The organism is Streptomyces sp. A0642, from assembly GCF_004795105.1.
Taxonomy (GTDB): Bacteria; Actinomycetota; Actinomycetes; order Streptomycetales; family Streptomycetaceae; genus Streptomyces.
Genome location: NZ_SSBL01000012.1, coordinates 131,154 through 144,232, shown reverse-complemented (window position 1 = coordinate 144,232; position 13,079 = coordinate 131,154). Strand labels below are relative to the sequence as shown.

General features: G+C 71.9%; 13 protein-coding genes. 5 read left to right on the top strand and 8 right to left on the bottom strand.

Features of this window, described 5'->3' with window-relative positions:
• Positions 1-186 precede the first annotated feature (186 nt).
• A complete protein-coding gene (locus tag E6R60_RS21375) occupies positions 187-1,122 on the top strand; it encodes a pseudouridine synthase (protein WP_136328221.1) in 936 nt (311 codons plus the stop codon).
• A gap of 14 nt (positions 1,123-1,136) precedes the next feature.
• On the opposite strand, the gene E6R60_RS21370 is transcribed toward E6R60_RS21375, so the two are convergent.
• The 4 genes from E6R60_RS21370 to E6R60_RS21355 all read right to left on the bottom strand — a co-directional run bounded on the left by E6R60_RS21370 (position 1,137) and on the right by E6R60_RS21355 (position 6,210).
• A complete protein-coding gene (locus tag E6R60_RS21370) occupies positions 1,137-1,766 on the bottom strand; it encodes an MBL fold metallo-hydrolase (RefSeq protein WP_136328220.1) in 630 nt (209 codons plus the stop codon).
• Positions 1,766-2,851 carry an S-(hydroxymethyl)mycothiol dehydrogenase gene (locus E6R60_RS21365; RefSeq protein WP_136328219.1) on the bottom strand — a complete coding sequence of 362 codons (1,086 nt, stop codon included), beginning with the start codon at positions 2,849-2,851 and terminating at the stop codon, positions 1,766-1,768. Before E6R60_RS21365 ends, E6R60_RS21370 begins: the two co-directional genes overlap by 1 nt.
• A 143-nt stretch (positions 2,852-2,994) precedes the next feature.
• Positions 2,995-4,635, bottom strand: a complete 1,641-nt coding sequence (locus E6R60_RS21360; protein WP_136328218.1) for an amidohydrolase — start codon at positions 4,633-4,635, stop codon at positions 2,995-2,997.
• 51 nt (positions 4,636-4,686) lie between these two features.
• A complete protein-coding gene (locus E6R60_RS21355) occupies positions 4,687-6,210 on the bottom strand; it encodes an APC family permease (protein ID WP_240802641.1) in 1,524 nt (507 codons plus the stop codon).
• 99 nt (positions 6,211-6,309) lie between these two features.
• Here E6R60_RS21355 and E6R60_RS21350 point away from each other — a divergent pair, with 99 nt between their 5' ends.
• A complete protein-coding gene (locus E6R60_RS21350) occupies positions 6,310-7,023 on the top strand; it encodes a TetR family transcriptional regulator (RefSeq protein ID WP_136328216.1) in 714 nt (237 codons plus the stop codon).
• Positions 7,024-7,032: 9 nt separating this feature from the next.
• On the opposite strand, the gene E6R60_RS21345 is transcribed toward E6R60_RS21350, so the two are convergent.
• Complete coding sequence (locus E6R60_RS21345) at positions 7,033-7,734, bottom strand: FCD domain-containing protein (RefSeq protein ID WP_136328215.1); 702 nt, start codon at positions 7,732-7,734, stop codon at positions 7,033-7,035.
• A 180-nt stretch (positions 7,735-7,914) separates the two neighbouring features.
• On the opposite strand from E6R60_RS21345, the gene E6R60_RS21340 reads away from it, so the two are divergent.
• Both E6R60_RS21340 and E6R60_RS21335 read left to right on the top strand, forming a co-directional pair.
• Positions 7,915-8,424 (top strand): gluconokinase, encoded by a 510-nt coding sequence (locus tag E6R60_RS21340; protein WP_136328214.1) that lies wholly within the window; start codon positions 7,915-7,917, stop codon positions 8,422-8,424.
• Positions 8,425-8,435: 11 nt separating this feature from the next.
• A complete protein-coding gene (locus E6R60_RS21335; protein WP_136328213.1) occupies positions 8,436-9,833 on the top strand; it encodes a gluconate:H+ symporter in 1,398 nt (465 codons plus the stop codon).
• On the opposite strand, the gene E6R60_RS21330 is transcribed toward E6R60_RS21335, so the two are convergent.
• A complete protein-coding gene (locus tag E6R60_RS21330) occupies positions 9,819-10,466 on the bottom strand; it encodes a cytochrome b/b6 domain-containing protein (protein ID WP_168713651.1) in 648 nt (215 codons plus the stop codon). The two genes, E6R60_RS21335 and E6R60_RS21330, sit on opposite strands and share 15 nt — an antisense overlap.
• Positions 10,450-11,115, bottom strand: a complete 666-nt coding sequence (locus E6R60_RS21325) for a molybdopterin-dependent oxidoreductase (protein WP_168713657.1) — start codon at positions 11,113-11,115, stop codon at positions 10,450-10,452. Before E6R60_RS21325 ends, E6R60_RS21330 begins: the two co-directional genes overlap by 17 nt.
• Positions 11,116-11,333: 218 nt before the next feature.
• On the opposite strand from E6R60_RS21325, the gene E6R60_RS21320 reads away from it, so the two are divergent.
• Positions 11,334-11,777 (top strand): ASCH domain-containing protein, encoded by a 444-nt coding sequence (locus tag E6R60_RS21320; protein WP_136328211.1) that lies wholly within the window; start codon positions 11,334-11,336, stop codon positions 11,775-11,777.
• A 21-nt stretch (positions 11,778-11,798) separates the two neighbouring features.
• Here E6R60_RS21320 and E6R60_RS21315 read toward each other — a convergent pair whose 3' ends face one another.
• Positions 11,799-13,046 (bottom strand): aromatic acid exporter family protein, encoded by a 1,248-nt coding sequence (locus E6R60_RS21315; protein ID WP_136328210.1) that lies wholly within the window; start codon positions 13,044-13,046, stop codon positions 11,799-11,801.
• Positions 13,047-13,079: the final 33 nt, after the last annotated feature.

Sequence of the window (13,079 nt, the reverse complement as noted above, 5' to 3'; positions counted from 1 at the left end):
TCCGGTACCGGCGGTCACGCCGGTACCGCAAGCGCTTTCTACCCCGGGAGCACGGATGTTGAATCCTTTCAGTGCAACGGAAGGCCGCCCGCCTTCTCCCGCTGTCCTCCCCGGCCGGGGGCGCAGTCGCTGTGGAAGGATGCCGGGCATCATGAGAACCAGCACCAAGGCGTCCGGCAGGACCCGATGAGAGGGCGCGCCAAACCCCCGCCGTCGCCGTTGCCCCAGCGCGAGGGGGTCGATCCGGTCCGGGTGCGGCTCCCGGAGGACCCGGACGGGCAGTGGCCGACGGTCCGTGATCATCTGCTGGCGCGCTTCGCCGGCGCGATCGGCGTGGAGCGGGTCGACGCCATGCTGGCCGGGGGCCGGTTCGTGTGCGTCGAGGGCACGGTGACGGGCCGGGAGCCGTATGCGGCGGGCCGGTACCTCTGGTTCCACCGGGACTTCGCGCCGGAGGAGCCCGTGCCCTTCCCGGTCGGTGTGGTGTACCGGGACGAGCACCTGGTCATCGCGGACAAGCCGCATTTCCTGGCGACCACCCCGCGCGGCCGGCACATCACCGAGACCGCGGTGGCCCGGCTCCGCCGGGAGCTGGGGCTGCCGCTGCTGCAGCCCGCCCACCGGCTGGACCGGCTGACCGCGGGGCTCGTCCTCTTCGTCGTGCGGCCGGAGGAACGGGGCGCGTACCAGACGCTGTTCCGGGACCGTCGGGTGCACAAGGAGTACGAGGCGGTGGCGCCGTACACACCGCGGCTGGTCCTCCCGCGCACCGTACGCAGCCGCATCGTGAAGGAACGCGGGGTGATCGCCGCCCGCGAGGAGCCCGGCGAGCCGAACAGCGAGAGCCGGATCGAGCTGCTGGAGCACCGGGGCGGGCTCGGCCGCTACCGGCTGCTGCCCGCCACCGGGCGCACGCATCAGCTGCGGGTCCACATGAACAGCCTGGGGCTGCCGCTCGTCCACGACCCCGTCTATCCCGTGGTCCGGGCGGAGGATGCTCCCGACGACTTCGCGCGACCCCTGCAGCTCCTGGCCGGGGTGCTGGAGTTCACCGACCCCGTCACGGGAGAGCCGCACCGCTTCGAGAGCGGGCTGCGGCTCTCCGCGTGGCCGGAGGAATAGCCGGGGCCCGGGCGTCAGTGGCCCCGCGCGATCCACTCGTCCAGGTGCGGGGCCTCCGCGCCGATGGTCGTGGAGTCGCCGTGTCCGGTGCGGACGGTGGTCGCCGGGTCCAGGGCGAGCAGCCGGTCCCTGATCGAGGCGACGATCGTCGGGAAGTGCGAGAAGGACCGGCCGGTGGCGCCGGGCCCGCCCTGGAAGAGCGTGTCGCCGGTGAAGACGGTCGACAGCTCGGGGGCGTAGAGGCAGACCGCGCCCGGGGCGTGGCCCGGGGTGTGCAGGACGGTGAGCGTCGTGCCCGCGATCCGCAGCTCCTGGCCGTCGGCCAGTTCGCCGTCGGGGGCCCGGTCCGGGTGGGTCTGCTGCCACAGCGGCAGGTCGTCGGGGTGGAGCAGGACCGGTGCGCCGGTGGCGTCGGCGAGTGCCGGGGCCGCGTCGATGTGGTCGTTGTGCGCGTGGGTGCAGATGATGGCGCGCAGCGTGCGTCCGCCGAGCGCGGCCTCGATGGCGGCGGCGTCGTGGGCGGCGTCGATGACGACCGCCTCGGTGTCGTCGCCGACGATCCAGACGTTGTTGTCGACGTCCCATTCGCCGCCGTCGAGGGCGAAGGTGCCGGAGGTGACGAGGTGGTCGATGCGGGCCGTCATCAGAAGACCACCACCGAGCGCAGGACGTCGCCGTCGTGCATCCGGGCGAAGGCCTGCTCGATGTCGCCGAGGCCGATGGTCTCGGTGACGAACGCGCCGAGGTCGATCCGGCCCTGCTGGTGCAGGTCGATGAGCATCGGGAAGTCGCGCGAGGGCAGGCAGTCGCCGTACCAGGAGGACTTGAGCGAGCCGCCGCGGCCGAAGACGTCCAGGAGCGGGAGTTCGAGCTGCATCTCCGGGGTGGGGACGCCGACCAGGACGACGGTGCCCGCGAGGTCCCGGGCGTAGAAGGCCTGCTTGTAGGTCTCCGGCCGGCCGACCGCCTCGATGACGACGTCGGCGCCGTTGCCGCCGGTGAGCGAGCGGATGGCCTCGACCGGGTCGCCGGAGCGGGAGTTGACGGTGTGCGTGGCACCCATCTTCTTCGCCGTCTCCAGCTTGCGGTCGTCGATGTCCACCGCGATGATCCTGGCCGCGCCGGCCAGCCGTGCGCCCGCGATCGCCGCGTCGCCGACACCGCCGCAGCCGATGACGGCGACCGAGTCGCCGCGGCCGACCTGGCCGGTGTTGATGGCGGCGCCGATGCCGGCCATCACGCCGCAGCCCAGGAGGCCGGCGACGGCCGGGGACACCTCGGGGTCGACCTTGGTGCACTGGCCGGCGGCGACGAGGGTCTTCTCGGCGAAGGCGCCGATGCCCAGCGCCGGGGACAGCTCGGTGCCGTCCAGCAGGGTCATCTTCTGCTTGGCGTTGTGCGTGTCGAAGCAGTACCACGGCCGTCCGCGCAGACAGGCGCGGCACTGTCCGCAGACGGCGCGCCAGTTGAGGACGACGAAGTCGCCCGGTTCGACGTCGGTGACGCCGTCGCCCACGGACTCCACGACGCCCGCGGCCTCGTGGCCGAGGAGGAAGGGGAACTCGTCGTTGATGCCGCCCTGCTTGTAGTGGAGATCGGTGTGGCAGACGCCGCACGCCTGGATCTTCACCACGGCCTCACCGGGGCCGGGGTCCGGAATCACGATCGTCTCGACGCGTACCGGCTCGTTCTTTCCCGGTGCGATGACCCCTTGTACGTGCTGCGCCATTCCCGTGGTCTCCCTTGTGCGGCTTTCCCTGGGATCGATTCACGACTTCTCCCGAGATCGATCACGAACAACCGTACGCGGTGCGGAAGGCCCCGGTGGTGCGCCGCGTTGGCGCACCACCGTCCTGCCGGGGTGTGCCCGGGTCAGTCCCCGTACACCCGCCGGCCGCCCACGTACGTCGCCACGACCCGCGTCTCGGCGATCTCCTCGGGCGGCGCGGCGTAGGGGTCGCGGTCCAGGACCACGAGGTCGGCGAGGGCGCCGGTCCGGATGCTGCCGGTGTCGTCCAGGTGGTTCACGTACGCCGAGCCCGCCGTGTACGCGGCCAGCGCGTCGGTCAGCGAGATGCGCTGCTCCGGGAGGAAGACCCTGCTGTGGTCGCCGCCGGGTACGACGCGGTTGACGGCCGTGTGGATGCCGTGCAGCGGATCGGCGCTGCTGACGGGCCAGTCGGAGCCGGCGGCGACGGTGGCGCCGGAGCGCAGCAGGGCGGCGAACGGGTACTGGAGCGCGGCCCGTTCGCGGCCGAGGAAGGGGATGGTCAGCTCGTCCATCTGGGGTTCGTGGGCGGCCCAGAGCGGCTGGATGTTGGCGGTGGCGCCGAGCGCGCGGAAGCGGGGGATGTCGTCGGGGTGGACGATCTGGAGGTGGGCGAGGTGGGGACGGGTGCCGGTGCGGCCGTTGGCGGCCCGGGCGGCCTCGACGGCGTCCAGGGCCTCGCGCACCGCCCGGTCGCCCAGCGCGTGGAAGTGGGTCTGGAAGCCGAGGGCGTCCAGCTCGGTGACGTACCGGCGCAGGTCGAGCGGGTCGACGAAGCTGGTGCCGCTGTTGGCCGTGGCGCAGCCGCAGGCGTCGAGGTACGGGGCGAGGAGGGCGGCGGTGCCGGTCTCGGCCACCCCGTCCTGCATGATCTTCACCGATCCGGCGCGGAAGTTCCGGCCGGTCAGCGCCTCGCGCCGGGCGACGAGTCCGGGGATCTGTTCGGTTCCGTGCTCGCGGTCCCACCACAGTGCTCCGGTGACGCGGGCGGTGAGAGAGCCGTCCCGGTCGGCGGTGAGGTAGGCGTCGGCCACGTCGTCCATCGAGCCGTAGGAGCCGACGATGGCGTCCTGCCAGGCGGTGATGCCGTAGGCGTGGAGCAGGCGCTGCGCGCGCAGGAGCCCGGCGAGCCGGTCGGCGGCGGTGGAGCGGGGGGCGTGGCGGGCGACCAGGTCCATGGCGCCCTCCTGGAGGAGCCCGGTGGGTTCGCCCCGCTCGTCGCGTTCGATGCGGCCGTCGGCCGGGTCGGGGGTGTGGGCGGTGATGCCCGCGAGGGCGAGGGCCCTGCTGTTGGCCCAGGCGCCGTGGTGGTCGCGGTTGACCAGGCAGGCGGGGCGGTCCGGCACGGCGGTGTCGAGCTGCTGCCGGGTGGGGGCGCCGCCCTCGAACGCGTCCATCGACCAGCCGCCGCCGGTGATCCATTCGCGTTCCGGGTTGGCGTCGGCGTAGGCCCGTACGGCGGCGAGGGTGGCGGTGGCGTCGCCGGCGCCGGTGAGGTCGCACTGCGCGAGTTCCTGCCCGGCGGCGACCGGGTGGATGTGGGCGTCCTGGAAGCCGGGGAGCAGGAGGCGTCCGGCGAGGTCCACCACCTCGGTGCGCGGGCCGATGAGTGCGCGCACCTCGTCGTGGCCGACCGCCGTGATCCGGTCGCCGGTGACGGCGACGGTGGTGGCGCGGGTGCGGGCGGCGTCGGTGGTGTGGACGGGACCGCCGGTGAAGACGAGGTCGGCGGGAGTGCGGGGCATGGTGGTTCCGTTCCGTCGGGGTGGCGGGGGCTGCTGGGTGGTGAGCGGGATTCAGGCGGGGCCGGGGGCGGGTTCCACGAGGGCGTCCGGAGGCACCGAGCGGCCGGTGACGAAGTAGGGGGATTTCCTGGCCCACTTGGCCCAGGCGGCCGCGACGACGCCGGTCAGCAGGATGAGGGCGGGGCAGAGGAGCATGAACCAGCCGTTGTCCGGGCTGATCTCGAAGTGGTCGGCGGAGGTGGCGAAGGTCCAGCAGAGGTAGCCGCCGAGCGCGAGCAGGACGAGGGCGCTGGTCACGGGGAGCACCACCGTCCGCACCGCCAGGGACCAGCTCTCCCGGAACGAGCCGCGGAAGCGCGACGCGGCGGCCAGCGCGGTCAGGGCGTAGTAGACCGACACGACGACCCCGATCGCGTTGACGGACGCCAGGATCAGGTCTCCGACCTTCGGGATGACGAGGGAGAGCACGGCTATCGCGGCGGCGACGCAGCCGACCGCGACGGTACCGGCGGCGGGAGTTCCGTAACGCGGGCTGACTCTGGTCCACAGGGGTCCGAGCGTGCGGTCGCGGCCCATGGCGAACATGCCGCGCACCGTCGGGATCACCCCGGACTGCAGGGACGCCACGGCCGACAGGGTGAGGGCGGTCAACGGCAGGGCGGCGAGCGGCTGATCGGCCAGCCGGGTGCCGAAGTAGGTGAGCCCCTGGGCGCCGTGGGCGGTCAGCTCGTCGAGCGAAAGGACGCGCTGGAAGGCGAAGGAGCCGAGCAGGAACAGGCCCAGCATCGTGAAGAGCGTGAGGAACCCGGCCTTGGAGGCGTCCTGCGGGTCCCGGATCTCCTCGGTGACGCTGAAGGTGGACTCGAATCCCCAGAAGCAGAAGACGGAGAGCAGGAGTCCCTGGGCGAGCTGTTCGAAGGAGGGGATGGTGAACGGGTTGAGCCAGTCGAGGCTGAAGGGCTGCGAGCCGGCGAACAGGCCGTACCCGCAGAAGCCGAGCAGGACGGCGTACTCGAAGACCAGGAGGTACTTCTGGAACGTGGCGGCCGACCGGAGGCCGGTGACCGCGGTGAAGGTGACGGCGACCAGGACGACGATGCCGAGCGCGGTCGACTGTGCGGTGGAGTCGGGGTCGAGCCGGAGCCCGGGGAGCTCGTGCAGCCCGGCCTCGCCCGCGAGTTGGAGCAGAGCGGAGCCGGTGACCGTGGTGGTGTAGGCGAGGAACACGATCGTGGAGACGATGCCGATCCACCCCACGAGGAAGCCGAGCCAGGGGTTGAGCGAGCGGCCGGCCCAGACGTAGCCGCTGCCCATGTTCGGCTCGACGCGGTTGAGCCGGGAGTAGGCGCTCGCGATGCCCAGGATCGGGAGGAAGGCGAGCAGCATGATGACCGGGAGGTGCAGCCCTACGGCGGTGGCGGTGACGCCGAGTCCGATGCCGATGCTGGTGGTGGCCGCGGTCGACGAGGCCGCGATGGCGAACCCGTCCACCACACCGAGGCTCTTGCGCAGGGCCGCCGGCGCCTGTGCCGTTCCGGGTGGCCCGTCGCCGCAGGAAGTACGAGAGGACGTCACGGTCGCTCCTTCACCGAGGGGCGCTCTTCGGCCCCGATGGCGGCACATCGAACTCCCCGGGGGTTCCGCACGTCAACGCTGTTGTCATAAGGTCCCCGCATGAAGGCGAGCGAGCGGGTGGTGCCGGAGGGCGCGCGGCGCCGCAGGCGTCCCACCAAGCAGGGCACCGTGCTGTCCGAGCAGTTGATCGTGGAGACGGCGCTGCGGCTGATCGGGGAGCACGGGGCGGCGGCGCTCACGGTGCGCAGGCTCGGCGCCGCCCTGGGGTGCGACCCGAGCGCGCTCTACCGGTACTTCCGCGACACGGACGAGCTGCTGCTCGCGGTGGCCGACGAGCTGATCGGGCGGACGCTGCGCAACTGGCGGCCGACGGGTGACTGGCGGGCCGATCTGCGGTCGTTGGGGCTGCGGATGCACGCGGACTATCTGGCCCACCCGCGGGCGGCGATGCTGACCTGCGCGCGGGTGACCGGACGGACCCATGAGATCCGGTCGGTGGAGGCGATCCTCGGCGTGCTGCGCGGCGCGGGGTTCCCGGATGCGGAGGCGGTGCGGATCTACCACGTCTTCGTCGATCAGACGCTGTCGTTCGCCGCGCTGGACGCCTCGACGCTGGCGCTGCCGGATCGGGCCAGGGAGCAGGAGGTGCAGGCCTGGCCGGATGTCTACGCCCGGCAGCCGGCGCACACCCACCCGAACATCGCGGCGACCGCGCCGGTGCTGGTGGCGGAGATGAGCCGCAGCGGGTATCCGGCGGCGCTGGAGATGATGCTGGCCGCGGCCGCGGCACGGTTGCAGCACGTCAGGCGTTAGGGGGCCGGCTCAGGGCGCGAGGACGTCCAGTTCGTGCAGAGCGCCCACCGCGATCTCCTTCGTCAGCCGCTCGGCGGCGGGGGCGTCGCCCTCGCGGACCGCCTCGGCGAGCCGGACGTGGAGGGTGACGGCGGCCGGGTCCGGGTCCTCGAACATGACCTGGTGGTGGGTGCGCCCCGCCAGGACCTCGGCCACGACGTCGCCGAGGCGGGCGAACATCTCGTTGCCGGAGGCGTTGAGGATGATCCGGTGGAACGCGATGTCGTGCTCCAGGTACCCCTCCAGCTGCTGGCCGCGTGACGTGGCGACCATGCCGAGAGCCCGCTCGGTGAGTTCGGCGCACTGCCGGGCGGTGGCGTTGCGGGCGGCGAGCGAGGCGGCGACGGGTTCGATCGCCGAGCGCAGGACGGTCAGCGAGCGCAGCTGCCGCGGGCGGTCCGCGCCGGCCAGCCGCCACCGGATGACCTGCGGATCGTAGACGTTCCACGTCTCGGTCGGCCTCACGGTCACGCCGACGCGGCGCCGGGACTCGACCAGGTGCATGGACTCCAGGACCCGGATCACTTCGCGGACGACCGTGCGGGACACGTCGAAGCGCTGGGCGAGTTCGTCCGTGCGCAGGACCTGGCCGGGCGGGTGCTCACCCGCGGCGATCTCCAGACCCAGGGCGTCCAGCACATGCGTATGCAGTCCCTGGCTCTGTGTGGTCATGGGCCAAGCGTACGGGGGCAGGCTCGGGAAACCGCTCCGGGAAGCCCTGCCGCCACCCCGGCAGGAATGAAAAGTACGACGTTTATGTCACAGCATCTTGAATAAGTCGTACGTATAGGTTTCAGTAGCGCGACGGACCGGTGTCGAGGACGACATCGAAGAAGACAGCGAGGCACCGTAATGAGCACCCCCCACGTCGTTGTGGTGATGGGCGTCGCAGGGACCGGCAAGACCACGATCGGCCCCCTGCTCGCCGCCGAACTGGGCGTCCCGTACGCCGAGGGCGACGACTTCCATCCCCCGGCCAACATCGCCAAGATGACGGCCGGCACCCCCCTGGACGATGCGGACCGGTGGCCCTGGCTCGACGCGATCGGGCAGTGGGCGCACGGCCGGGCGGGGCTCGGCGGCGTCGTCAGCAGTTCCGCGCTGAAGCGCGCCTACCGCGACCGGCTGCGCAGCGAGGCCCCCGGCGCCGTCTTCCTTCATCTGAGCGGCGACCGGTCGCTCATCGAGGAACGGATGGCGGCCCGCAAGGGCCACTTCATGCCGACCGCACTCCTCGACTCGCAGTTCGCCACCCTCCAGCCCCTTGAGGACGACGAGGCCGGCGTGACCGTGGATGTGTCCGGCACCCCCCAGGAAATCACCCAGCGAGCCGTCGCCGCGTTGCGCCGGCTCGATAGCTAAGGATCTTCACCGTGACACGTCTCAGCGTCGAGATGCTGGCAGCGGACGCCGTCGAACCGATCACTTCGGCCGGCAACGCGCAGCTGGGCATCGCCGTCCTGGCGGGCATCGCCGTCATCGTCCTGCTCATCACCAAGTTCAAGATGCACGCGTTCCTCGCGCTGACCATCGGCTCGCTGGCCCTCGGTTCGTTCGCCGGCGCGGCGCCGGCGAAGACGATAGCCAGCTTCACCGCGGGCCTCGGCTCGACCGTGGCGGGCGTCGGCGTCCTCATCGCGCTCGGCGCGATCCTGGGCAAGCTGCTCGCCGACTCCGGCGGCGCGGACCAGATCGTCGACACGATCCTCGCGAAGGCGAGCAAGCGGGCCATGCCGTGGGCCATGGTCCTGATCGCCTCGATCATCGGCCTGCCGCTGTTCTTCGAGGTCGGGATCGTGCTGATGATCCCGGTGGTGCTGCTCGTCGCCAAGCGCGGCAACTACTCCCTGATGCGGATCGGCATCCCGGCCCTGGCCGGACTCTCCGTGATGCACGGGCTCATCCCCCCGCACCCCGGCCCCCTGGTGGCGATCGACGCCCTCGGCGCCAACCTGGGCGTCACACTGGCCCTCGGCGTCCTGGTCGCCGTCCCGACGGTGATCATCGCCGGCCCGGTCTTCTCCCGCTACGCCGCCCGCTGGGTGGACATCAAGGCGCCGGAGAAGATGATCCCGCAGCGCCCGTCCGAGGACCTGGACCGCCGGCCGAGCTTCGGCGCCACGCTGGCGACGATCCTGCTGCCCGTCGTCCTGATGCTGGTCAAGGCACTGGTCGACATCGTGGTGGACGACCCGGAGCAGGGCCTCCAGCGGGTCACCGATGTGATCGGCTCGCCGCTGATCGCCCTGCTCGCCGCCGTCATCGTGGGCATGTTCACACTGGGCCGGGCGGCCGGATTCACCAAGGCCCGGCTCTCCACCACCGTGGAGAAGTCCCTCGCCCCGATCGCCGGCGTGCTGCTCATCGTGGGCGCGGGCGGCGGTTTCAAGCAGACGCTCATCGACGCCGGTGTGGGTCAGATGATCCTGGAGTTCTCCGAGAACTGGTCGATCCCGGCGCTGCTGCTCGGCTGGCTGATCGCCGTCGGCATCCGGCTCGCGACCGGCTCGGCGACGGTGGCCACCATCTCGGCGGCCGGTCTGGTGGCTCCCCTGGCCGCCGACATGTCGACCTCGCACGCCGCCCTGCTGGTCCTCGCCGTCGGCGCGGGCTCGCTCTTCTTCAGCCACGTCAACGACGCGGGGTTCTGGCTGGTGAAGGAGTACTTCGGCATGGACGTCGGCCAGACCGTGAAGACCTGGTCGGTGATGGAGACGATCATCTCCGTCGTCTCGCTGGCCTTCATCCTGCTTCTGTCACTGGTGCTCTAGCCGCTCCCCCGGCGCCGCGGGCTCCTGCCACAGCGGGTGCTCGCGGCGGGCCCATCGGCGCTCGACGGACCCGGTGCGCATGCCACGGCGTGCCTCCGGGTCCTTGAGCGCCATCGCGATGTGCCCGCCCAGCACGAGGCCGACGGCGAGCGCCAGCCAGTCGTGGACGAAGGTCGCGGCGGTCCGCCACATCAGCGGGGCGAGACCCGTGAACCACATCAGCAGCCCGGTGCCCGCCATGACGAGCACCGCTCCCGCGATCCACGCCGCGTACAGCTTCTGTCCGGCGTTGAACTTCCCGGCCGGGCGGGACCCGGGCCGGTGGTCACGGCGGCGTACCGCCCGCAGCCACTGCCGGTCGTGCGGCCCGAAGCGGTTGAGCCGGCGCAGGTCCGCCCGCAGCGACCGCGCGACGAGTCCTGCCAGCAGCGGTACGGGGATGAGCAGCCCGGACCACTCGTGCACGGTGACCAGGAGATGGCGGCGCCCGACGAGTTCGGCGAGCTGCGGCACGTACAGACAGGCCGCCGTCGCCACGCACAGGAGCGTCAGCGCCGCCGTGGTGCGGTGCACCCACCGCACCGGGCCGCTGAACCGGCGCACCCGGCCGGCCGCCTCAGGTCGTGGGGGCATCGTCGCGGCCGTTGGACCGGCCGACCCAGGCGTCGACGTCATATCCGAGCTTCTCCCAGTAACCGGGGCGAACCGAGTCCGTGACGGTGATCCCGGAGAGCCATTTCGCCGACTTGTAGAAGTACATCGGGGCCACGTAGAGCCTGACCGGCCCGCCGTGGGAGTGGGACACCGGCCGGTCCTGCATCCGCAGCGCGACCAGCACATCGGCCCGGCGGGCCTGGTCGAGGGTGAGGCTCTCGGTGTACGCCCCGTCGAAGCAGGTGAACCGGACGGCCTTCGCCCCCGGCCCCACCCCCGCCGCGTCCAGCAGGACGGAGAGCCGTACGCCCTCGAAGGGCGTCTCGGGCACCCGCCAGCCGGTGACGCACTGGACGTCCCGGACCATGCGGGTCTGCTCCATGCGCTTCAGGGCGTCCAGGGTGTACGTGGCCGGGCGGTCGACCAGGCCGTCGACGGTCAGCCGGTAGTCGGCCGCGCTCTTCTCCGGAACCGAAGTGGCGACGGAGTAGTAGCGGAAGCCGCCGCCGTTGGGCAGCAGACCGGTCAGTCCGGTGGGGTCCTTGTCGGAGAGCGCGCCGAGGCCGGATTCGAGGGTCCGCTGCAGTACGGGGGCGGCGACGAGCCCGGCGGCGCCGAGGCCGAGCATGCTCAGGACCAGGCGGCGGCCGACCGGGGTGCCGACACCGTCGGGGCCGGCCGGCCCGGGGACCGGTCCGGCCGCTTCCGGGCCGTCGGCGGAGGGGGAACTGTTCACCCCCCGATTCGAGCACCCCCGACTCCCGGACGCCAGGGGCTGCGCCCGGACGTCACCGACCCGTCAGAATCTCCGCACGGCGGGCGCGGGACGGATGCCAGACTGGCGCCATGCCGAACCGCGAAGCGCTCAAGCCCTTCCTGCTCGCCTTCCCCGGCCCGCTGCGCGACCAGTTGGTCGCGGCGGTCCTGGACGGGCGCAAGGTGTCGACCTCCGGCCTGCTCGTGGAGTACGAGATCGAGAAGGAGGAGCTGCCTCCGGTCGGTGAGCGGTCCGCCCTCATCGATTCGGACGGGCGGGAGATCGCGGTGCTCGAGGTGACCGAGGTGCGGGTGCTGCGACTCGCCGACGTCGGCCTCCAGCACGCGCTGGACGAGGGCGAGGGCTACGCGTCGGTCGCCGAGTGGCGGGCGGGCCACGAACGGTTCTGGCACAGCGAGGAGATGCGGGAGGCGCTCGGCGACCCCGAGTTCACCGTGGACGACGACACGATGATCGTCGCCGAGCGCTTCCGGGTGGTCGAGCGCATCGGCCCGGACGGCGCGCGGGACTGAGCCGGCGCGGCCGGCCCGGGTTCACAGCACCTCGACCTCGACCTCGGCCCTCTTCTCCTGGGCCGCGCCCTTGACGAGGCCCAGCCGGCGCCGGAACGCGAGCAGCCGGGGGTGGCGCTCGTGCAGGTCGGCCGAACGGCGGTCGAGTTCCTGGCCCAGGCGCTCGGCGCGCTTCTCGATGTCCAGCTCGTCCAGGATGCGGTCCACCTCGGCGAGCAGGGCCCCGTGCAGCTGCCACTTCCTGGGGTGTTCCTGGACGGCGGCCAGCAGCATGTCCGCCACCCGGTCGCGGGTCGTCCGGCTGGCGGTGAGCGCGTCGGCGAGCCGTTCCTCGGCCTCCTCCGCGCTGGCGGCCACGGGGGTGGTGATGAGCACCGAGAAGCTTTCGATGGCCCCCGCCATCTGTTCGAACAATTCCGTGATGTGGGCGGCGACCTCGGCGGGGAACAGGGGTTCGTCGACCCGGTCCTTCGCGAGGTCGGTCAGCGTCCTGGAGAGCACCCGCACGACGACCGCGCAGATCTCCAGCGTGTCCAGCCCGGTCCGCAGCACCACGCGGTGGAGCAGTCCCTGCCGGACCCTCGGGTTGTACATGAGGCTTTCCTCGGCCTGCTGCAGGGAGGCGTCCACCTCGACGATGTCGTGGTCGAGACGACGGGCCCGGTGCAGTCGCTCGGCCGCCTCCGCGACGGTGACCGGCCGGGCGAGGTCGCTGCCCAGGTCGCGGAACATCTGCCCCATCTCGCGGGCCAGTCCGTCGATGGACGCCCCCGCGGACTGCACCCATACGGGCGGGGCGAACAGCAGGTTGAACAGCAGGCCCACGCCCGCGCCGATCAGCGTCTCGAACACGCGCTCCCAGGCCATCGCGGCCACGGAGGTGACGCCGAGGACCAGCATGGCGCTGATCGCCACCTCGGGGACGAATTCGTCGACCCGTACCAGTCTGCCGATGATCAGCGCGGTGAAGATCGTCACCCCGAGGCTCCACCAGGACAGGCCGACCAGGGCGCTGAAGCCGCTCGCGATGAGGACGCCGACGACCACGGCGTTGACGCGTTTGATCCCCATGTTGACGGTGGCGTAGAGGGTGACCTGGACGACGAGCAGCGCGGTCAGCGGTGCGGTCAAGGGCGCGGGCTCGCTCAGCGTCGCGGTGGCCACGACGTAGGCGATCACCGCCGCGCCCGTGGAGCGCAGGATCTGCGCCGCCACGGGTTCGGTCGTGCGCCGGACGAGTTTGAGGACGGGTTCGGCTACTCCTGGCATCCTCCACTCATGCCCGGATCCGGCGTTTCCGCA